Origin of the sequence: Roseibium sp. MMSF_3247 (genome assembly GCF_030733765.1) — a bacterium.
Lineage (GTDB): Bacteria > Pseudomonadota > Alphaproteobacteria > Rhizobiales > Stappiaceae > Roseibium.
In genome coordinates, this window is sequence record NZ_JASHII010000011.1 from 1 (window position 1) to 21103 (window position 21103).

At 51.0% G+C, this 21103-nt stretch carries 15 protein-coding genes and 1 pseudogene; 13 read left to right on the forward strand and 3 right to left on the reverse strand.

The window, feature by feature from the left end; genetic code table 11:
- The first annotated feature begins 153 nt into the window (after nucleotides 1-153).
- Nucleotides 154-1161, forward strand: coding sequence for an IS30 family transposase (locus RBB44_RS23685; protein ID WP_306150155.1), 1008 nt, complete (start codon nucleotides 154-156; stop codon nucleotides 1159-1161).
- 198 nt (nucleotides 1162-1359) lie between these two features.
- Here the strand turns inward: RBB44_RS23685 and RBB44_RS23690 are convergent, their stop codons facing one another.
- Complete coding sequence (locus RBB44_RS23690; RefSeq protein ID WP_306150261.1) at nucleotides 1360-2244, reverse strand: MBL fold metallo-hydrolase; 885 nt, start codon at nucleotides 2242-2244, stop codon at nucleotides 1360-1362.
- Nucleotides 2245-2641: 397 nt separating this feature from the next.
- On the opposite strand from RBB44_RS23690, the gene RBB44_RS23695 reads away from it, so the two are divergent.
- Both RBB44_RS23695 and RBB44_RS23700 read left to right on the forward strand, forming a co-directional pair.
- On the forward strand, nucleotides 2642-5137 hold the full coding sequence (locus tag RBB44_RS23695; RefSeq protein WP_306150156.1) for a S8 family serine peptidase: 2496 nt from the start codon (nucleotides 2642-2644) through the stop codon (nucleotides 5135-5137).
- A 282-nt stretch (nucleotides 5138-5419) separates the two neighbouring features.
- Nucleotides 5420-7270, forward strand: a complete 1851-nt coding sequence (locus RBB44_RS23700) for an EAL domain-containing protein (protein WP_306150157.1) — start codon at nucleotides 5420-5422, stop codon at nucleotides 7268-7270.
- Nucleotides 7271-7302: 32 nt separating this feature from the next.
- On the opposite strand, the gene RBB44_RS23705 is transcribed toward RBB44_RS23700, so the two are convergent.
- Nucleotides 7303-8130: a methyltransferase domain-containing protein gene (locus RBB44_RS23705; protein WP_306150158.1), complete on the reverse strand. Its 828-nt coding sequence runs from the start codon at nucleotides 8128-8130 to the stop codon at nucleotides 7303-7305.
- A 271-nt stretch (nucleotides 8131-8401) separates the two neighbouring features.
- Between RBB44_RS23705 and RBB44_RS23710 the strand changes: the two genes are divergently transcribed.
- A complete protein-coding gene (locus RBB44_RS23710) occupies nucleotides 8402-9226 on the forward strand; it encodes an alpha/beta fold hydrolase (protein ID WP_306150159.1) in 825 nt (274 codons plus the stop codon).
- Here RBB44_RS23710 and RBB44_RS25570 read toward each other — a convergent pair.
- A pseudogene (locus RBB44_RS25570) lies at nucleotides 9200-9484 on the reverse strand (adenylate/guanylate cyclase domain-containing protein); the annotation flags it as partial. The gene RBB44_RS23710 and the pseudogene RBB44_RS25570 overlap by 27 nt on opposite strands.
- A gap of 102 nt (nucleotides 9485-9586) precedes the next feature.
- Between RBB44_RS25570 and RBB44_RS23715 the strand changes: the two are divergent.
- The 9 genes from RBB44_RS23715 to RBB44_RS23755 all read left to right on the forward strand — a co-directional run bounded on the left by RBB44_RS23715 (nucleotide 9587) and on the right by RBB44_RS23755 (nucleotide 20974).
- Complete coding sequence (locus RBB44_RS23715) at nucleotides 9587-10465, forward strand: AraC family transcriptional regulator (RefSeq protein ID WP_306150160.1); 879 nt, start codon at nucleotides 9587-9589, stop codon at nucleotides 10463-10465.
- Nucleotides 10466-10597: 132 nt separating this feature from the next.
- On the forward strand, nucleotides 10598-11539 hold the full coding sequence (locus tag RBB44_RS23720; protein ID WP_306150161.1) for an alpha/beta hydrolase: 942 nt from the start codon (nucleotides 10598-10600) through the stop codon (nucleotides 11537-11539).
- A 48-nt stretch (nucleotides 11540-11587) separates the two neighbouring features.
- Complete coding sequence (locus tag RBB44_RS23725; protein WP_306150162.1) at nucleotides 11588-12118, forward strand: nuclear transport factor 2 family protein; 531 nt, start codon at nucleotides 11588-11590, stop codon at nucleotides 12116-12118.
- Between the two features lie 245 nt (nucleotides 12119-12363).
- Nucleotides 12364-13038, forward strand: a complete 675-nt coding sequence (locus RBB44_RS23730) for a GntR family transcriptional regulator (RefSeq protein ID WP_306150163.1) — start codon at nucleotides 12364-12366, stop codon at nucleotides 13036-13038.
- A 204-nt stretch (nucleotides 13039-13242) separates the two neighbouring features.
- Nucleotides 13243-15195 (forward strand): glycosyltransferase family 4 protein, encoded by a 1953-nt coding sequence (locus tag RBB44_RS23735; protein ID WP_306150164.1) that lies wholly within the window; start codon nucleotides 13243-13245, stop codon nucleotides 15193-15195.
- A gap of 81 nt (nucleotides 15196-15276) precedes the next feature.
- Nucleotides 15277-16578: a UDP-glucose/GDP-mannose dehydrogenase family protein gene (locus RBB44_RS23740; protein WP_306150165.1), complete on the forward strand. Its 1302-nt coding sequence runs from the start codon at nucleotides 15277-15279 to the stop codon at nucleotides 16576-16578.
- Between the two features lie 45 nt (nucleotides 16579-16623).
- A complete protein-coding gene (locus RBB44_RS23745) occupies nucleotides 16624-17193 on the forward strand; it encodes a hypothetical protein (protein ID WP_306150166.1) in 570 nt (189 codons plus the stop codon).
- A 25-nt stretch (nucleotides 17194-17218) separates the two neighbouring features.
- Nucleotides 17219-20584 carry a glycosyltransferase family 9 protein gene (locus RBB44_RS23750; protein WP_306150167.1) on the forward strand — a complete coding sequence of 1122 codons (3366 nt, stop codon included), beginning with the start codon at nucleotides 17219-17221 and terminating at the stop codon, nucleotides 20582-20584.
- A 9-nt stretch (nucleotides 20585-20593) separates the two neighbouring features.
- Nucleotides 20594-20974 carry a DUF6165 family protein gene (locus RBB44_RS23755; RefSeq protein WP_306150168.1) on the forward strand — a complete coding sequence of 127 codons (381 nt, stop codon included), beginning with the start codon at nucleotides 20594-20596 and terminating at the stop codon, nucleotides 20972-20974.
- Nucleotides 20975-21103: the final 129 nt, after the last annotated feature.

Sequence of the window (21103 nt, forward strand, 5' to 3'; positions counted from 1 at the left end):
CTGCTATGCCCGTTTCACCGCCTTGCTGTGACCGTTCTGCCGGGCGCAAATCGTGACCAATCTCGACAGTGACAACAAGGCTTGTAGACGCGGCACATTCTATCCTGAAATGCAACAAAATCAGTATGATGCGTGCTTTTGGGAGAAAGAGACATGGGCCTGCGATTTGGTCATTTAAGTTTTGAAGAGCGTAAAACGATATCTCGGATGCGGGACCAGCAGTTCAGCCAGTCTGATATTGCCCGTCACCTGGGTCGTGACCGTTCCACGATCTCCCGCGAGATCAGACGTAACTACTGGCATGATAATGAGTTCCGTGATGCAGACGGATATTGGCCTATGACGGCGAACGACATCGCACGGGACCGACGCCGCCGTAGTGGCAAGCTGTATCGATTTGAAGCGTTGCGACGCGATGTCATTCAACGACTTAAGAATGGATGGACACCTGAACAGATTGCGGGTCGCCTGAAGATAGAGCCACACATGAAAGCGACGGTCTGTCACGAGACCATCTACCAATATGTTTACTCCCCTGAAGGCCGCGAAGAACAACTTGCTCGTTTTCTGCCGGAGCGCCGTAAGAAGCGCCGACCCCGTTATGCTCGGAAACCGCAAAATCTGATATTTCCAGAAGAACGACGGATCAGACACAGGCCCAAAAAAGTTCAAGAACGCAAGGAGTTCGGTCACTGGGAGTGCGACTTGATGATCTTTGAGCGCGCGCAGGGCCAAGCCAATGTGGCCACGTTGATTGAACGGAAGAGCCGATTTGTCGTTTTGTTGAAAAACAACGACCGTCAGTCCAAACCAATTATGGATCGGCTTATCAAGGAAATGAGCCCGTTGCCCTACTATGCGCGGCGAAGCCTGACGTTTGATCGTGGATTTGAGTTTGTCTCTTGGCGGCAGTTGAAACTAGGACTGGGAATAGATGCCTGGTTTTGCGACCCCTCCGCGCCTTATCAAAAGGGTAGCGTTGAGAACATGAACAAACGCGTTCGACGTTACCTACCAAGGGACACACCCGTTTTGAGTGTTTCTGAACCCGCGATCCGCCTTCTCATAGACCGCCTTAACGACACGCCACGAAAGTGCCTGGGTTACCGAACGCCCCGAGAAGTATTTCGTGAGGAGATATTCAACGGCCCGCTGCATTAATGCCGAGCTACTAATGAGCATTCATGCGGCTCAGCAGGTTCCATCATCTCGCAAACCATCCGACCCCACTCAGCCTTAGCAACCCTGACCAGCACACCTGAGTGGGGTCTAATCTCCCTGCTCCGAACACATCCGGGCGGTGTTGCATTTAGACTTGAAACTCCAAACGATACTTCCTGTCCTGACTTTGCAGTAACTTCACAAGAAATCGACGCGCGCCAGATGGGCTGCGGCAACGGCGTCGAGATTGGATTTATGAAACTCGCGGTAAAAGCCTTTCGTGTCCGCCGGCATATCCGCAGGTAGAGAAACAAAGTCTTCAAGTTGAAAGCCCGAACGCTCTTGAAGCCCCTCGAGAGCTGCAGAAGAAAGTGGCACTCGCCCAACAGCATCCCGTAGCTTGGTAAAGTACTCGATGTTGCCGCCGACGACTTCCGGGTCAGCTGTTTGTCCATGGGCGAGAACCACATGGCTCGGCTTCAAGTCGCGGATTTGCTTCAAGGACGCGCAGAGTTTGCGCAGATTATCCGGCGATTGGTTCCAGACTTCCGGAATAGGATATTCGACAGCATCCACTGCAAGGCAGGTCCGCACTTCCGGTATCCAGACAGCAACGTGGTCAGGTGTATGACCCGGCGTGTGCATGAGCTCGAGCGTCAAGTCGCCCCCGTGAAGGGCCATTGCATCTCCCGAGAACGTTATCGTCGGAGTGACAATCTCGACATCCTCGAAGCGGGTTTCCTGCGCCTGTTTTTCCGCCAGTACGTGTTTGGCCTCTGGATCCCTTAAGCGTGCGATTGCTGCGCTGTGCGCTATGATTGGTGTGCGAACATCAAGCGCGGAATTGCCCCAAAAATGGTCCCAGTCCATGTGCGAGTTGATCGTAATGAGTGGGCGATCGCCTATATGGGCAGACACAAGCTCCAATGCTCTGGCACATAAGGCGGGTGTTGCCAAAGTGTCCACGAGCACATTGAAGCGCTCAGTCACGATAAAAACACAGTCGACCTCATCACCGGCTCGAATGACAATAATCCGCTCGTCGAGACCCGGGTAGGTCGCAAGCTCAAGATCTGTTGTTATCATGACAGCATCCACCTTTCGAATTGAACAATTTGGACGGCGTTCACCAAAGGCTGCTTGGTCTACAGACTATACTGGTCCGCAGCTTCATCGAACCATGGAATCATGCTTCAGGTGAAAAAACCCAGAGCCCGCCAACGCTCTTTGATAGGGGCACATTTATTCGATTAGCTTCTCATTTTGGGTGAAGAACGTGCGGCATACCTCAGGGGTAGTTTGAAGTATTTTATGCAACTCGGATTGAACTATTTTCTCTTCGCAACGCGAAAACTATAGGATCTGATCTCATTGTTTTCATCGAATAAATTCTTTTCCAGTTAAGCACATGAAGACTATTGACTGGATGCCACTTGTTCGAATTCTATCGCTATAAGGCTTTTGCATATTGGGGGGCAAAATGGCGATTCCAACAGATCCGCTATTCATAAATCAATGGTACTTGCGCAACACAACTGCGGGCGAATTCGATCTCAATATTGTCGATGTCTGGGACGATTATACGGGCACTGGCATTACGATCGCCGTGATCGATGATGGTGTTGAGGCCACCCACCCGGACTTGTCCGGCAATTACTCAACGGTCAAAGACTACGACCTGGCAAATTCCTCTGAGACGATCACGCTTGGGCCGTCTACTCAAATCGATCTCTTTGATGGTGATTTTCACGGGACGGCAGCAGCCGGGATACTTGGCGCAACGGCCAACAATGGCATCGGCGTTGCCGGTACGGCCTATGGAAGCACGATTTTCGGCATCAAGCATGGTCAAAGCATTGCCGATGCAATCAACTTGATCTCTGGCCAGCTCTCGATTGGCGGTGTCGACCGGTCTGCCGAAGTCGTGAACATGAGCCTGGGCACACTCGATTCAACCAACTTTTTTGATCAGGAGATTTCGTCCATCGCAGAGACCAATGCGATGGTGTTTGGCGTTCAAAACGGGCGGGACACCAAAGGGACTATCTACGTCAAGTCTGCTGGCAATGAACGTCAGGTCGACGTCAACGGAATACCGGTTGTCACAGAAACCAATGCTGCAGCCTGGAATGCCACCATGCATTCCATTTCGGTTGCGGCCGTCCAGCGCACGGGTGCCGTCGACGATTATTCAACACCGGGATCGTCGCTTCTGGTTTCTGCATTTGGCTCCCCAAGCCCCGGCCAGATCCAGACAACGGATGTAACCGGGAGTGGCCTGAACGGTGGATACACGGACGGGTCTGACTACACGACGGACTTCAACGGGACGTCAGCGGCCGCGCCACAAGTCTCTGGTGTGGTTGCTCTGATGCTGCAGGCCAATGGAAATCTCGGTTGGCGGGATGTACAGACCATTCTTGCAAATACGGCGCGTCATGTCGGGACTGATATTGGCGGCGGTGTCTCCGGGTTTGAACGAAATGCCTGGGCGTTCAACGGTGCGGACACCTGGAACGGGGGCGGTTTTCATTTTTCTCGTGATTACGGATTTGGTCTCGTCGATGCAAAGGCAGCCGTCAGGCTTGCCGAAACATGGGGGACGGCCTCCGCCACATCACAAAATCAGGCCTCCACGAATATCGACCTTTTGAATTCCAACATCACCCTCACCGGGAACGGGTCCGTTGACTCGCTTCAAGGAACGGCGTCGACCGTGGTCGAGATCGAACATGTTCAGCTGAAGGTAAATTTCCTTCAATGGTACGACTTGAATGATCTGGAACTGCGGATAGTCGGGCCGGATGGCACGACAAGCGTGGTGCTTGATAATGTCAGTGCTGAAAACGATGAAACGGACAGCGATAACTCCGGTCAGTGGGATTATTTCTATACCAACGCCTTTCGCGGCATGGCCAGCGAAGGCACCTGGACGGTGCAACTGATCGATCAGGACAGCGCGGCCACCTCCCCCATCAACATCGACAATGTGGAGTTGACCTTTCACGGATCCTCGGCCAGCGACGATGATGTCTACATCGTGACAAACGAGTTTTCCGACTTCGCGCCTCTGTCGAGCCACAGCACATCCTTCAACGATGCGGCCGGAACCGATACACTCAATGCAGCGGCCGTCGACAGTGCAAGCATCGTCAATCTTCTTGCTGGGACAGGCACGCTGGACGGTATCGCGGTGTCACTGAGCGGTATCGAGAATGTCTTCACCGGAGATGGCAATGATCAAGTAACGGGCAATGCCCTTGCGAACGCGCTGAATTCTGGCAGAGGCAATGACACACTCAACGGCGCCGGTGGCAACGATACGCTTGATGGTGGTGCTGGAACGGATACTGCCGCCTACACCGGCGGCCAATCTGAATATGTGATCTTCACAGGCTCTCAAGGGCAAACCGTTGTGCTCGACACCTCTGCCAACCGCGACGGCAAGGACAGCTTGAGCAACATTGAATCATTCGACTTTGGCGGGCAATCCGTGACCCTGGCGAATGCCCTCGTGACGCCGACAGACAGCGACAACAGCGCGTTTGAGGTCTATCGGTTCTTCAACACGTCGACCGGCTCCCATTTCTTCACCACAAGCCTGGATGAACGGAACACGGTTATTGAAAATCTGGACGCGTTCAGCTTTGAAGGAAATGCTTTCGATTCAAACGTCACCCAGGCAAACGGAATGGCTGTTTACCGCTTTTTCAATCTGTCCAACGACGTGCATTTCTACACGATCAGTGCAGATGAAGCGGCAAGTTTGCGGACAAACACTGCCTTCAGAGATGAGGGTGTTGCTTATTACGCCGCTGCCGACGACAGCACCGGTGGCACAGCGCTCTTCCGTTTCTTCAACACGCAAACCGGGAGCCATTTTTATACGACCTCCGAGGCGGAGCGCGACAACATCATCGCCACTCTTGGACAATACAACTTCGAGGGCGTCGCCTACTACGTCGACATTGCCTGACTGGCCTCTGACAAGAAGCGCGGGCATCGTTCCCGCGCTTGCAATAGAACCTGCTCGCTGTTGGTGAAGCACGACATGATCTTCTAATGCCGCCATAGGGATCGATCCCATATCAGCCTGATTTGCATCAGAAATTCACCCGCCCGTAACCATGAAAATACAACTTTTGTCTGATCCGGTGAATTCGGCATATTCTCAAAGTTGAAGTTTGACTATTCCTTCGTCTTTTATTGTCGGAAATGACAATTGCTTAGATTGTCAACGGTCTTCTAAGTGCGGACTATGGATTGTTCGCTCCCGATACCAGCGCATATACTTGCACAGATCAATGACAAGTCAGTCGAAGGACTTGCGCTCGCGCTTGCGTCCGATGCCGACGGAGCGGTCATGCATTTCCAATGGTGCAACAGCGCGTTTTGCAAGATCACAGGATATGACGCGGCCGAGGTTATTGGTCAGCGCGGCACGATCCTGATCGGATCCAGCATGGATCAGGGCAATCACCTGATCATCATCGAAAAGCTGATGAACTGGGAGCATTTTTCGGTCAAGGCGCTCAACAACCGGAAAAACGGCGAGCAATACTGGCAGCGGATGAGCTGGACGCCCCTTTCCGATACGTCCACCGGTGACCGGTGGTGGCTGTGTTCACTGATCGAGCTGGAGGATCAGGCCAGCCAGGAAGACACCGTCCGGCATCTGGAACGGCCGGTCTCCGGGCGCGAAGCGTTGACAAGCTATGTCGAAAAAATCGGGCATCTGAAGCGAGAGAACAACCGGTTGTTTCAGCTGGCCAAGAAGGTTGCCAAAGAGGCGAAGGAAGATGCGCTGACGGGCCTTTCCAACCGGCGGCATTTCGAGGTCGAGTTCAAGTCCTGGGTATCCAACCTGAAGGACGGCGGACCGGACTTTGCGGTATTTTACATCGATCTGGACCGCTTCAAATCCGTCAACGACACGTTTGGGCATGATGCCGGCGACCGCCTTCTGATTTCCGTCGCCGAGATGCTTCGTAGGCTCACCAACGAGACGGACCTTGTTGCCCGCATCGGCGGGGATGAGTTCGTGGTCTTGCGTCCGCTTGGGCAAAGCGCACTGGACATCAGCAGCCTGGCGGATGCCATTGTTCAGGAAATGCATGCGCCGTTCGTGTTTGAAGGCAAATCCACCTTCTGCAGCGCCAGTGTCGGCGTTGCGATCGCAAACACCACAATGGATGCGCCCGAGCGGGTGGTGAACGATGCGGATACGGCCCTTTACCACGCCAAAACCAACGGCAAGGGCCGCTGGTCGTTCTTCACCAAGGAGATGCATGCCGAGGCGATTTCCGCCAAACGCCTTGTGTCCGATCTCCTGATTGCCTGCGAAAACCGGGAATTCGTGCCGTTCTTCCAGCCGCTCATCGACGCTGCGACCGGGGCCATTGCCTCGGCCGAAGTGCTTGTCAGATGGGCGCATCCGAGAATGGGCCTCTTGCCGCCGGCTGCGTTTTTGGAAACGGCAGACAAGATGGGCATCTTGAAGCGGATCGACGAAATCGTCTTTGCGACGCTTCCGAAAAAACTGGCGCTGATTGATGGCGCCGGGGTCGATCTTCCAAGGGTTTCGATCAATGTTTCTGCCGGACGTTTGGCGGACCCGAACCTTATTCACGACATCAAACGCGTCGGCATCCCCCCCAAACGGCTCACGATTGAAATCCTGGAATCGGTGTATCTTGACCGGCTTGGCGATGTTGTGAACTGGACGCTCAGCGAGCTGAAAGAGCTGGGGGTGACCATCGCGCTGGATGACTTTGGCACCGGCCATGCTTCCGTGCAGGGGCTTTTGAAAATCAATCCGGCAGTCCTCAAAATCGACCGGCAGTTCATATTGCCGATTGTGGAAGACCAGACTGCCCGCGAGTTGATGGCCTCCATCATCGGCATCGGCAAGAGCCTTGGCATGAGCATTGTGGCGGAGGGCGTTGAAACGGAAGCGCATGCGCGCCTTGCCCGCGACATGGGCTGCGACCTCCTGCAGGGCTACCATTTCGGCCGGCCCATGCCCGCAACCGAGTTTCAGGATCTGCTGATCGAAACCAAGGGCCAGTTCTGGTCTCCAGAGCCGGAGATTACGGGCAAGGTGTCCTGAGCGGTTAATAAGGCGGCCGGCGGACCAGAACACTAAGCGCGCACGGCCGAGACAATGACTGAAGGTGTGGGCACCAGGTGCCCGCCGTGGTCCGGTGTGCCTTCGTCTTGCACCCGTCGCGACAGTTCCGCTCTTATGGCGGCCCGCCGGTCTTCCGGTTGCCCGCCCAAGAGGGACGCGGCGCGGACGGCCCCCTTGTCGAAAGCATCGAAGAGTTTCTCGGGAGAGGAGACAAACACCCGGCTTTGAAGCTCAAGCATCGCGATGCCGGTAAAGCCGCAGGCCGTCAAGAGCGGCTCTGCGATCGCCTTGTCCGCAAACATATGCGCATCCGGCCCGTCCGGCAGGGTGACCGCCGGATCGCCGTGACGTCCAACGGCCTCAAAAAGCCAGCCAAAGGCACCGTTCGAACCCTTACCGCGCCAAATCGAAAAGGCAAGCCGTCCGCCTGGTTTCAAAACCCTGGCAACTTCCCGCAATCCTTTTTCCGGATCGGGAAAATGCGGCACACCAAAGCCGATCGACACGGCATCGAAACTCTGGTCCGGGAAGGTCATGGCCATCACATCGCCTTCCACGAAGCTGGCGCCTGGTGCCGTTCTTCGGGCGAGGTCAAGCATGGTCGGCGAGAAATCAAGCGCTGTCACCACGGCCCCGCGTTTCAAGAGCTTGGCTGCAACGACACCATGTCCCGTGCACAGATCCAGGGCCGTCAAGCCGGGGTCTGGGGCGACCGTTTCCGCGAGCATGTCAGCTGCCTGCCGGGTCGCAAGATCAAACCCTTCTGCGTAGCCTTGCGCGATGCCCGGATCCTGCCAGCCATCCCGCTCCATCCGTTCGAATGCGTCCGTATTCTTCATCCGCCCTCCCCCGTCCTCACTGAGCCTGCATGACGTTCTGCAGTGTTGGGCTTTCGTAAAGGAAGCTTATCGCTTTTCCAGTGGCTAAAGGCAGGAAAATTACGCCTATGACAGACGAATATTTTCACTTGTGAGATTGCGCCGCGAAATCAGGCGATAGCCTGAAGGAAGTCGCAAGAACAGCGTCTGGATTGTTTGGCACCATTGTCTCTGACGCCCATGTGTTGATCTGGTATATTTGGCTTGTTGTCGAACTCGCGGAGGCTTTGCCATGGAGTGTTCCTACGAACCAGATTTCCTGGAAGCGGGTTCTGGACACCGTGTCATACTTGTTCATTCAAGCGTCGCAGGTGCGCGGCAATGGCGCGCCCTGATGGATAATCTGTCCGACAGGTTCCATCTGGTCGCCATAAATCTGTTCGGATATGGAAAGACGAAACCTTGGCCGGAAGGCGCAACCCAATCCCTTGAAGATCAGGCACGGCTTGTTGAAGCCCTCGTCCCCGCCGACGGTAGCCGGGTGTCCATCGTTGGACATTCATTCGGTGGGAGTGTTGCCATGAAGGCGGCGGCGCTTTTGAAGGGCCGAATGCATCGGCTCGTCTTGATCGAACCAAATCCGTTTTATTTGCTTCACCTGCACGGCCGCGAAGAAGCGTATCAAGAAGCGGTGACTTTACGCGATCTGATCAAGGCTGGCACGGACGCCACAACCTGGTCGCGGGCCGCCGAATATTTTGCAAATTACTGGACTGGTGCCGGCAGCTGGGAGGTGATGCCTGAGGATCGAAGAGCAAAGTTTATCCAGGCACTCAGACCAAATTTTCATGAATGGGACAGCGTCATGAATGAGCAGGTCCCCCTGTCCGAGTGGGCCCGCGACTTGCCGAAGGCGACTACGGTCATATCGGCTGCCGACACTGTTCGGAGCATAGACGAGATTGTTTCACTCATGCGCAAACACATCCCCAACTGGACTTTTGAACAGACAGATCACGGCGGTCATATGGCAGCCCTGACTCACCCAGACCTCATGAATCCGATCATTGAGAATGCGCTGAATCCGAACTCAGGCGCTGCTCAGCAAACGGGCTGAAATACTCAAAGCGGGTAACCTGACCTGTCCGCTCCGGATGGACGTGTCTTCAAGTGCAGACCAAGAGCCGGTAACCGCGGGAGGCACCCCTGCCCGGTCCAGCAAGTTCTCGGAAATAACAAGGTCGCTGCCGGTGGTTTTGTCGGCCTCCTGAAGGCGGGCTGCAACGTTCACAGTGTCACCGAGAACCGTGTACTGCATCCGGCTTTTGAGCCCAAAGGCATCGGCAATGACCTGCCCGCAGTGGGTACCGATCGGCGCTCGGACGGGCGTTCTGCCGTAGTGTCAAATTCTCCTGATCCCAAGGCGATAGCCATCCTCTTGCGGGGCCTTTAGACTGTGGGCGAAGGAGGCATCCTGGTGCCACGACGTTATGCCGAAATCTATCCGTCCCTGCCGCTTCTCAGCAGCGATGACATGGCGCATGTCTCGGCGGCCGCGCTGATGTCGGTGCGCTATTTCCGGGCCGAGCCGGATACGATGCCGGAAGAGGTCTTTGCCGAACATCATGTGCTTCTGAACCTTTGCGAGACCCCGCACCGGGTGCAGAACTGGCGCGGCGGTGAGCTGCGGGATTTCATGTTTGAGAAGGACGAGATTGTGGTTACGCCCGCTGGGTTGCGGTCCGGGTGGCGATGGTTCGGCACCTCGGACGTCATCGTCGTGACCCTGGACCCGAAGAAGGTCGAGCGGTTCGCGCTGCATGAGCTGGGTCTTGTCCTCACCCATCAGCAGCTCACCGATCTGCCGCAGTTCCAGGATGCGGATCTGTGCGCCGCCGGTGTCATGCTGCGGGATGCGCTGGAAACCGATGATCTTTCCTCAGGCGTCATGTTTGAAGCAATGAGCCGGGTGTTTCTGGTCAAGCTGCTTCAAAAATATGGTCAGCAACAGGCCGAAGACCTGGCACTGTCGGCGCGGTTTACCTCCGAGCATTACAAGCGGGTTCTCAGCTTCATCCGCGAGAGGCTGGACCAAACGATTTCCGTGGAAGAGCTGGCGCAGGAAGCCGGCATGAGCGCGTCCCATTTTGCCCGTGTCTTCAAGGAAACGGTTGGCGAAACGCCGATGCAATATGTCCTCGCCTACCGGATCGAACAGGCGATCGGGATGATGCGGGATCGGAAACGGCCGCTTGGTGAAATCGCAATTTCCTGCGGGTTTGCCGATCAGGCCCATTTCTCCCGATCTTTCAAACAGGTGACCGGCCAAACACCGAGCCAGCACCGCGCGGCCTAGAGCCTTAGCCCTGACGTTTGGCCGGATCCTTCAAAAACAAAGCAGGCCTGTTCAAGTAATCCGGCGGGGCGAAGCGTATCTCCAATGTCATCGGGCGAAGGCGCCCAGAACGTTGATTTTGGAGAGACCGATATGACCATCCGTTCCGTGACCACCGCAGCTTTGTTGATGGCCTCCACCTCAGCCATCGCGCAGGTTGAAACCCGCACCATCACCTTTGAAAACGAAGGTGCAATCCTTTCCGGCACGTTGTATCTGCCGGAAGAACACGACGGCACGGCCCTGCCGGCCGTGGTCGTGACCGGCGCCTGGACATCGGTTGAAGAACAGATGCCGTCCGTCTACGCCTATCAGATGGTTGCCCGCGGGTTTGCAGCCTTCACGTTTGACTTCCGCGGCTGGGGCAAATCAGGTGATTTGCCTGAAAATGTTCGTTTCGTTGAAAGCCCGGCAGCAAAAACCTCCGACATCCGGGCAGCCTTTGATGTTGTGGCCACGCTGCCCGAAGTCGATGCCACGCAGATCCATGGGCTCGGCATTTGTGCCTCAGCCGGATACATGGTCGACGCCGTTTCGGGGAACGGCACAGTCAAGTCCATCGGCCTTGTTGCCCCGTGGCTGCAAAATGCGGACCTTGTCGAGGCCGTGTATGGCGGTGCAAACGGTGTCGGCACGCTGATCGAAGTCTCAAGGAATGCAGAAGCCAATGGCGGCCAGATCATCCCGGCGGCCGGCCCGGAAGGCGCTGAAGGCGTTTTGATGCCGATCGGCGGCTACTATTATGAGCAGGACCGCGGCGCGATCCCGGCCTATGACAACAAGTGGAACCAGGCAGGCTGGGAAGGCTGGCTGACATATTATCCGGCCGATCATGCGGGTCGTCTCACCCATCCGCTCGCAATCGTGCATTCGGAAGCTGCGGCCATTCCTCAGGGCGTGAGGGCATTTTTGAGCGGCTTTGCAGGCAAAGCAACCTTGCAGATGCTGGAAGATGTCACCCAGTTCGACTTCTACGACAATCCGGAAGATGTGACCCGGGCGGCTGATGCGATGGCAGAGCATTTTCGCGGCTGAGGCCGGGCGGCTGCCCAAAGACACTTCTCATTTTCAAGGACAAAGATCATGAAACCGACACTTCCAGCTGTTGCCGTCCTCTCCGTTCTTGCCACATCAGCGGTGGCGGACAGCAAACTTCCTCCCGCAGGTGAACCGCAGGAAGCTGCGATCCGCACGCTTGTGTCCTCGATCCCGCTTGCGGTTGACCGGGCGGCCTACGATCTTGCAGAAGCTGCCTTCGCGCCGGAGTTCGTCATCGACTATACCTCGCTTTGGGGCGGCGAACCAGCGACCATGACCCCGTCCGCGCTGATGGACGCCTGGCGCGGCATTGTTCCGGGTTTTGATGTCACCTGGCATGAACTCGGGCCGGTCTCCGTGACCGTGAACGGCGACATGGCAACGGCCACAGCCTTTGTCGATGGCCGACACTGGATCGACGGCGAACTGTGGCGGCCGGTTGGCAACTATTTCTGGGATCTGGAGCGGATCGAGGGCCAATGGCTGGTCACCCGCATGGAATTCGACATGACCCAGGAAATCGGCGACCGCGCCCTGACGGCGATTGCCATGGAACGGGCCGCCACAGGGAACTAGATCTCGTTTCCATCAAAAAGCGCCGCTCTTTAACGGGTGGCGCATTTTGCGTTGTCTGTTTTCGAACCCTCATTCCGCCGAACCGTTCGTATTCAACGGCACATTCAGGCCGATTTTCTTACTTCTTCTTTGAAAATTTGGGTCCGGACCCACCTAAACCCGCTGGCTTGCCCTCAACGCATTGGTTACCATTCAACGCAGAAGCGTTCTTTTGGTTTAAGGCCCTCAGGATAATGCCCCATTTGATGTCCCAATCTGAAGAAAAGCCGACGCTTACATTGGAGCAGGTCGTTCAAGAGTTGGAGCTGCGCATCGTCCTCGGGCGATTGCGGCCAAGAGAGCGCCTGGTTGAAGAGGAGCTTATCCTGGAACTTGGCGTGAAACGCCATATTGTCCGGTCCGCGTTTTTAGAACTGGAACGACGCCATCTCGTCGAGCGGCGTCCCAACAAAGGCGCGCGGGTCCGTCACTATTCAGTCGAAGAGGTCAACGCACTGTCGGACTTTCGAGCAGATCTACACCGGCTTGCTGTTTCCAAAATCAAGTGCCCCATATCGACGAAGTCTCTGGCCGAACTCCGCCGCATCGCCAGAGCCTATGAAACAGCCGGACATGCCAGGGACTATGCAAAGGCCGTTGCTCTCGATGCAACCTTCCATACCTGCTTGTTTGAGCTTTGCGAGAACAAGTATCTCTCCGCAAGCATCAATGAGATGTCCGCTGCCGCACGGCCGATCGACTGCTTCCGGATTGCCGACCCGGCAACACTGAGCCGCGCTGTGGCGGATCACCGGCAAATTTTTGAGGCCGCTACAAGAGGAAATGCAGGTGAATTAGCCGAACTCTGCGTCAATCATGTTTTTGCTTCGAGCGACACTTATATCCGAGACGTGCTGCTCCACAGACACGAAATATGGTGAATAAGCTAGTCACGGTTGAAAAAGATGTTAATTTTTGTGCAGACCTCCGAAGAAATTGACCCACACACTATATTTTAAAATGGTTATTGTCGTTTCGAATATTAATCTCCCCAAGTATCGAGATATTCCTAAATTGTAGGTTCCAGCTGCAGCTCTCCCACCGCACTACTTTTATTAGACATCATCAACCAAACGGAACTCGAAATGGTTGGACGCAAATTCGATTTAGATCACTTGAAAAAAACCATCTGGCTCACCCGTCCAGATCTGCGCAGGTTGTTTGAGACGGATTCAAGCAAGTTCGACGCATGGGCTAAATCTATCGGCCCGACAGAATATATGGCGTTGCGAGAGCATTTCGAGAATGAGATCCAGGCCAAGCTGTTGACACGGAGCCCAATTGCAACTTCCAAGAAAGAGCCATTTCTTACTGTTTTCATGCAAGACGTCCTGGAAACCAGATCCGATCTTCAAGAATGTTTCAATATAAACACAGCAGCTGGGCAAGAGGATTTCATTTGGTGGTATTTCATCTTCGGCCCAAAAGAACTTAACATCGAGCACCTCATAACACCTGGCCAACTAGCTTTAATAAACAAAACTACCGACAATGTTTCGTCTAATAGTTATTTACCTATTAGCCACCTTATGTACAATATCTGGAAATACCGCAGTGACCTGAAAACCGTATTTGATATTCACTCTCCTGATGGTCAACAAGCATTCCTTGATTGGTACTTCAGTCGAGGAGTAACAGAACTTGGTCTCAGCTATTGTGTCGACGGCAATCAGGCGGAAATCCTTCTAAAGCCGGCGACCAACGGTGAACATTTTTCCAGAATTATTTCAATAATTTGGCATTCTAACGCAGACTTTAGGTCTCGTTTTGGCCAATTGATAAATCAGAAATTTGTTAAATGGTTGATGAGCCAAGACGGCCGATCACAATATCCGATCATTTCGCGACTTATCGAAATTAAGAAAAAGCCGGCCTCAAGCATACCCCCAAGGCCTAAAGTGAATGAACTGCAATTTGGGGTTAACCTAATTGGCTACGCTAAGGGTCAGTTAGGGATCGGCGAAGACGTCCGCATGGCAGCACTTGCATTGAAGTCCGCCAACATACCCCACTCGATTTTTAACGTGTCGCCAGGACAGCAGGTGTGTCAAAGTGAGGACAGTGTTGATCACTTAATTTCGAAAGAATTACCCTATTCAACCAACATTTTTTGTATGACGGGAATTGAGACTGCCCGTTTGGCCGCAATCCATGGCGCAAAACTTTTCGATGGCCGCAGGACTATTGGCTATTGGCCTTGGGAACTTCCAGATTGGCCAGCGCAGTGGCACCACGCATACCATCTGGTAGATGAGATATGGGCATCAAGCTATTTTACTTACAATGCTTTTGTTAAGACTTCGCCCGTCCCAGTAAAGCATATGCCAATGGCAGTCACGGTCGATCAAACAGCGGGATTATCGCGCAGGGACTTTGATATTTCCGAAAGTTCATATCTTTTCATTTTTTCATTCGATTTTCTTTCAAGCACTGCAAGAAAGAACCCCGAAGCATGCATAGAGGCTTTCAGAAAGGCATTTCCCAATGGCGATGAGAATGTTGGTCTCATAGTAAAAGCTATGCGGGCCGAGTATGGAAAACAGAGCTGGTCAGACTTACAGGCTACGGCAAGTATTGACCCCAGAATACGGATTGTTTCAGGAACACTAAGTCGCTCGGAATTGCTTGATTTATATAGGTGTTGCAACTGCTACCTTTCACTACATCGCAGTGAGGGGTTCGGGCGCGGAATTGCTGAAGCTATGATGTTGGGGCTACCTGTTATCGCCACCGGGTATTCTGGCAATATGGATTATACATTGCGAAGTACAGCTGGTCTTGTTGACTATACCTTATCAGAGGTTAAAGAGGGTCAATATCAATTCGGCGAGGGACTTCTTTGGGCAAACCCGTCAGTCCATAGTGCAATAAAACTGATGCGGTTTTTTTATCAGAATCGAGATAAGGCCAAGAGGATTACAAGCTTTGGCCAACAGCTAACCAGCAACACTTATGATCCAACAGAAGTGGGGGAACGGTATCTCCGTGAATTATCCCTGCATGACACAAAAGTCTCATCCTCCAGGTATTGTTTATGAAACTAAGATATGGATACATATTTGTTGATGGGGATTTTCAAAAATTAGTTATAAAAATGAATTTGCTATAGGAAACTGACGATGCGCGTTGCGATGATTGGGACCGGGTATGTCGGTCTGGTATCTGGAACCTGTTTTGCCGACTTCGGCCACATTGTAACCTGCATTGACAAGGACGCCGCCAAGATCGATGCCCTGAACAAGGGCGAGATCCCGATCTATGAGCCTGGCCTTCAGGAACTGGTCGCCAAGAACGTTTCCGAAGAGCGGCTGTTCTTTTCGACCGATGCAGAAGAAGCTGTCAAAGGCGCGGATGCTGTTTTCATCGCGGTTGGAACCCCGACCCGCCGGGGCGACGGGCATGCTGACCTGACATATGTGTATGCAGCAGCCGAAGAGATCGCCACGCTCATTGACGGGTTCACGGTAGTGGTGACGAAGTCGACCGTTCCGGTCGGCACTGGGGACGAAGTGGAAGCGATTATCCGCAAGACCCGCCCGGATGCGGACTTTGCAGTCGTCTCAAACCCGGAATTCTTGCGGGAAGGTGCCGCCATCGAAGATTTCAAACGCCCAGACCGTGTTGTTGTCGGCACAGACAGCGCCAAGGCGGTGGATGTCATGCGGGAGCTCTACCGGCCGCTCTATCTCAATGAGACGCCGATCCTGGTCACCAAGCGCCGCACGTCCGAACTCATCAAATATGCTGCCAACGCCTTCCTTGCCGTGAAGATCACCTTCATCAACGAAATTGCGGACCTTTGCGAGAAAGTTGGCGGCAATGTTCAGGAGGTCTCCCGCGGCATTGGTCTGGACAACCGGATTGGATCCAAGTTCTTGCATGCGGGCCCTGGCTATGGCGGATCCTGCTTCCCGAAAGATACGCTTGCTCTATCCAAGATCGCAGCAGACGCGGAATCCGGCCTGAAAATCGTCGATTCAGTGATCGAAGTGAACGCTGCGCGGAAGAAGAAGATGGCCGACAAGGTCATTGATTTCATGGGCGGGGATGTCGACGGCAAAACAATCGCCCTGCTCGGCCTCGCCTTTAAACCGAACACCGATGACATGCGCGAAGCGCCCAGTATCGACATCGTTCAAAAACTGCAAGCAGCCGGTGCCAAGATTCGCGCCTTTGACCCGGCGAGCATGGAAGAGGCCGCCAAACTTATGCAGGACGTCATGTTCTGTGACGGTCCTTACCACGCGATCGAAGGTGCTGATGCGATCGTGATCGTGACCGAGTGGGACCAGTTCCGGGCGCTCGACCTGGAGCGGGTGAAATCGCTGGTCAAAACCCCAAAGGTTGCAGACCTCCGGAACATATATACCTCGACTTCCATGAATCAACTAGGATTTCAGTACATGAGTATTGGGCGCTAACTATGTCGATTTTGCATTCATTGGCGGATACAAAAGGATAGGTAAATGAGTACAAACAAAACTATTGTATGCGCCGGAGTTCCACGGTCTGGTACAACACTAATGTATCGCGCTCTAGCTGGTCTTACAGCAGGATCTACAACCCCGGACATCGTTACTGATGTTGAAAAAACACACAGCTTTCAACCAAAAAATTATTCCTTTGCACAGAAGGCGATTTTTCTATTTTCTGACCCCGTACTCTCGGTCATTTCAACTAAACTACATCGGTATGATCCCAAACACTTTCAGAATTGTGGTTCCGGGCACCTAGATCCGGCGGATACTGATATATTTACAAACGACGCCCTAAATTACGAAGCTATGTTCGACTCTTGGACAAATAACAACGAAGTAGAAACTATATGCGTACGGTATGAAACGCTTTACAGGAACATCCCGATAATACAGAGTTTTTTTTCACCTCGAACCTTATTCATCCCCCCCTACAAAAAACGCTCGACATCTACTGCCGATATTGATGAAATTCATTTAACGCAAATAAAATCAACCTATTCCAAATTAATTGAAAAAACTCAACTAGCGCCTGACGTGTCGATCCGCAACAAGTATTGAGAATAGCTATATTCAGAGGAAAGATATGACAGTAAGATACAATGTAGAACATTTGGCTACTAATTTCATTAGAGGATGGTGCTATGAGGAAAATGAATTTAGTCCAGTCTGTATTTCGTTCCAAGGCAAGAAATATTTACCAACAATTACTCGGCCGGATGTGATCGGAAACAATTTAGATACAAACTTAGCCGGCTTTACAATACCGATTGACATCACAGAAGATCAAGTTCTCAAATTAGAATTTATTGGAAAGCGTTCAAGTAAAACCATCTACATCCAGAAGACTGTTGGTGATGTCGGATCGTCAGCCGTTTGGCTAGAACTTTTAGATATCCTTAGTGAAATTTCGTCTGATAAGATAAAAGATGTCGTTTCTCTATTTAATTTTTCAAATATGACTGTTCCAACCAACGAAATTGTGTTGGAAGCAGTCAATGCAGGTGATTTCTCCTCTACGATCGAACATATATATTTTCATTTAAATAACTCTGTTTTAAGAAACGATAATGATGATGAAAAAACTGCCTTTGGACACATAATAGATAAAATAAATCCTGAGAAAAATCCCAATGCGTCTGACATAGCACTTGATGTATATTTGGATAATTTCGGGTGTGATGAATATTACTTAAGCAAGAAGTCTCTGATACTTCTAAAAAAGGGTAGAGATGTCGATTGCGAAAAATTATGTCGGCTGGGGCTAAACCGGTTTCCACTGTCTGCCGACCTTTTTTGGCATCTATCTTTATCACTGGAGCAACAAAATAAACTCGATGATGCATTTACGGTACGCCTAATGGCACTGCATCATAAAACTACCGCAGACCGAGTATTGAATACCGGTCAACTTGCTTTGCGCTTGTTACACGGTGATTTTGGGATAACCCCGCCAAGATATGATGTATTGCACATCGCACAGTCTCTTTTGTTAAAAAGTATAGAAGATGGGCGGCGAGATGGCCTCCCTGAGTATCATATCTCTCAAATAGCTTTCCATCAAAAAGACCTTTTTCAATCTTTAGCATTTGCAAAAAAGGCTTTGAGCAAAAACGAAGCCAGTCAAAAATTTAGGGGTCTCCTTACTCGCTTATATATCTACCTAGGGGAACATAAACTCGCCCTTCAAGTTTTAGATGTAGAAGACCCTAACGACGATTTATTGTTTTTGAGTAATCTACTCCAATATTATGGCTCATATGAAATGGGTGATGATAGGGCGAGTTTTGTTGGTTTTTTGCCAGATCGGGAAGTATTTTGGTCGCGTGTTCGTGGCAATATACACTTCAATTTTGGTCAACTGAGATTCAAGTACACTCTCAATAGTGAAACAAAAGACTATTCTGTTATCCGCGAAGAAGTATCTACGGTCGAGAAAGAATACTTATTAAATAAAACATACACTGAGAATTCTTCTACCATCGATTTTCGATATAATCGTAATCCAACAGTACTACTGGTGTCTCGCTACGGAAAACACGCATTCGGAGGTGCTGAGCGTTTTCTACTTAACGCAGCAAGCATTTATGAAGAATCCGGTTTTGAGGTAAGATTTCTCGGTTTTTCTGGAAGTAAAAGCAAAAAAAATACAGACGACAATGATGATACAATCTACGTAGAAGAAAACCCGAAAACGTTACGAAAAGTACTGCTCGAACACAAACCTTCCATTGTACATTCTGTTTCTGGTTCTTCGTACGCCATGGCAATGGCATGTAGAGGACTGAAGGTATTTCACATCCATGGCGTTCATTTTTGGAGGGATTTCATTTACTCAGATTGGCTACCGAACGGACATACGTTTGAACGCCCGGACCAACTACCAAAACGAGAAGAGTTTTCTCGATTGTTGGCCTCAAATGGCACAGTGTACGCAAATTCGAACTACACAGCACAACATGTGTTTGAAAAATTTGGCGTTTATCCATCGATAATTCCTTCGCTTCCGACAGACAACATAAACAAGGCTCACCTACAGAGCAAAACCCATAAGGGTTACGTGTTACAACTCAACGGCCGAGCCAACAAAGGTGGATTTTTTACGTTAGATATTGCGGCGCGGTTACCTGATATCGATTTTGTGATAATCGCGAGTCAATCAGACAAGTCTGTTCTCGAGCACTCGATAGTTAAAAAGAATTTGTCAAACGTCAAATTAATAGACCGAGTAGAAGACACAACGCAGCTATTCAAGAATTGCTTTGTAACTATCGTTCCGAGTTATGATTTTAAAGAAACCTTTAGCAGAATTGTTATTGAAGCGCACCGCCACGGCAAACCCGTGATTGGTTCAAATGAAGGTAATGTGGACAAGTTGCTTCAGGATATTGGACAGAATCTTGAAAAAGACCCCACTATTTGGGCGAATGAAATCACTAAATTATACGAGGATGAGGTTTATTATAAGCTTCGATCAAAACAAGCAGTCGATCACTCGAAAGAATGGAGTTATTCGCGATTTGAGAGCAGCCTAAAAGAACTGATCAAATATGAAAAAAACAGGATACTTGTTTGTGTTGGAACCGGAATAGGGAATATTTTACACACGACCCCGTTGATCAAATTACTATCTATTTATTACAATGTGAGGGTTGATGTTGCACTTGCTGCTGATAGCGGAAATAGCTATCAGATATTTTGCGAAAACAACTACGTAAATAGCATTTTCAAGCTGTCACAGATTCCAATCGCGAAAACATATGACAAAATCATACTTACAAATTCTTTTGCCAGCATAGATCTTCCATGGAATGCAGACGTTGTATTTGATTTGAAGAAACATAGTGCTTTCAACCCTGCAAGTGCTTTACACGAGGCCCGTCATAACGCAAAGGTTGCGGGGACGGCATTGAAAATTGAATTACCCGAAATCACAGAAAAAGACTACTTTTTCAGCAATCTTACATGGAACAATCCTAATAGTCGGATTTTAGGTATTCATGCAGGCAGTAAAGGTGGCAAGTGGGCGACAAAACAATGGCCTTACTACCAAGAACTAGCACACTACCTTTCTAATGCCGGTTGGACAGTGGAGTCTTATGGCGCACCTGAAGAATACGTTGAAGGTACTATAAACAAAACCGGTCTCGATCTAGGCCGGTCTGCAAGCTGTATGCAAAAATGCTTATTATTTGTATCCAATGACTCCGGATTTATGAATATTGCTGCCGCTCTGTGTATGCCTCAGATTGCACTGTTCGGGCCGACTAACCCCCAGACACGTGGGCCAATTAACTCAAAATCCGAGGTACTTATCCCTAATGGTTGCTCTTCATGCGAGGTTTCAAACCGGAAAAAGTTTGACAGTGGTAAATGCAATTGTATAGCTTCTATTTCAGTGGAACGCGTTTGCGATTTGATATTTGAGCTATCCAATAAGTATCTTAAATGAGGTTATTCTATGAAGTATTCTGCTCCCATATCTGCGGGTGAATTGCTGGACAAAATAACGATTTTGGAACTTAAATTAAAGTATGCAGAACCCGGTTCATCCAAATTCGCGAACGTCAAGAAAGAACTCGATCTTCTGATGGAAGTCGCCGGGGACCTTTTGAACCCTGACAATGAAGCGTTTTCTTATATTGATGATTTGCGGTCGATAAACCAAAAATTATGGATCATCGAAGATGAAATCAGGGTGTGTGAATCGAATGAGCAGTTCGGACCGGAGTTCGTTGCGCTTGCCAGGTCGGTTTATATAACTAACGATGAGAGAGCGTCTTGCAAAAGAAAAATTAATATTGCTGTTAAATCAGAACTTATTGAAGAAAAACTATACTAAATAGCGTTGTCTTTTGATAATGAACAAAAGAAAAAATAGCCTTTACTCAAAAAAATAAGTATTATTAACATAGAGTTTGATAGAAATGCAAACGTCGGTATTCTATGTAATGCGATTACAAATCATATT

What these genes read in the sequence shown, in the direction of transcription:
- RBB44_RS23695 (WP_306150156.1), top strand. Translation starts at nt 2,642, where the DNA reads ATGGCGATTCCAACAGATCCGCTATTCATAAATCAATGGTACTTGCGC.
- RBB44_RS23725 (WP_306150162.1), top strand. Translation starts at nt 11,588, where the DNA reads ATGAAACCGACACTTCCAGCTGTTGCCGTCCTCTCCGTTCTTGCCACA.
- RBB44_RS23720 (WP_306150161.1), top strand. Translation starts at nt 10,598, where the DNA reads ATGACCATCCGTTCCGTGACCACCGCAGCTTTGTTGATGGCCTCCACC.
- RBB44_RS23705 (WP_306150158.1), bottom strand. Translation starts at nt 8,130, where the DNA reads ATGAAGAATACGGACGCATTCGAACGGATGGAGCGGGATGGCTGGCAG.
- RBB44_RS23710 (WP_306150159.1), top strand. Translation starts at nt 8,402, where the DNA reads ATGGAGTGTTCCTACGAACCAGATTTCCTGGAAGCGGGTTCTGGACAC.
- RBB44_RS23735 (WP_306150164.1), top strand. Translation starts at nt 13,243, where the DNA reads ATGGTTGGACGCAAATTCGATTTAGATCACTTGAAAAAAACCATCTGG.
- RBB44_RS23745 (WP_306150166.1), top strand. Translation starts at nt 16,624, where the DNA reads ATGAGTACAAACAAAACTATTGTATGCGCCGGAGTTCCACGGTCTGGT.
- RBB44_RS23755 (WP_306150168.1), top strand. Translation starts at nt 20,594, where the DNA reads ATGAAGTATTCTGCTCCCATATCTGCGGGTGAATTGCTGGACAAAATA.
- RBB44_RS23750 (WP_306150167.1), top strand. Translation starts at nt 17,219, where the DNA reads ATGACAGTAAGATACAATGTAGAACATTTGGCTACTAATTTCATTAGA.
- RBB44_RS23685 (WP_306150155.1), top strand. Translation starts at nt 154, where the DNA reads ATGGGCCTGCGATTTGGTCATTTAAGTTTTGAAGAGCGTAAAACGATA.
- RBB44_RS23730 (WP_306150163.1), top strand. Translation starts at nt 12,364, where the DNA reads ATGTCCCAATCTGAAGAAAAGCCGACGCTTACATTGGAGCAGGTCGTT.
- RBB44_RS23700 (WP_306150157.1), top strand. Translation starts at nt 5,420, where the DNA reads ATGGATTGTTCGCTCCCGATACCAGCGCATATACTTGCACAGATCAAT.
- RBB44_RS23740 (WP_306150165.1), top strand. Translation starts at nt 15,277, where the DNA reads ATGCGCGTTGCGATGATTGGGACCGGGTATGTCGGTCTGGTATCTGGA.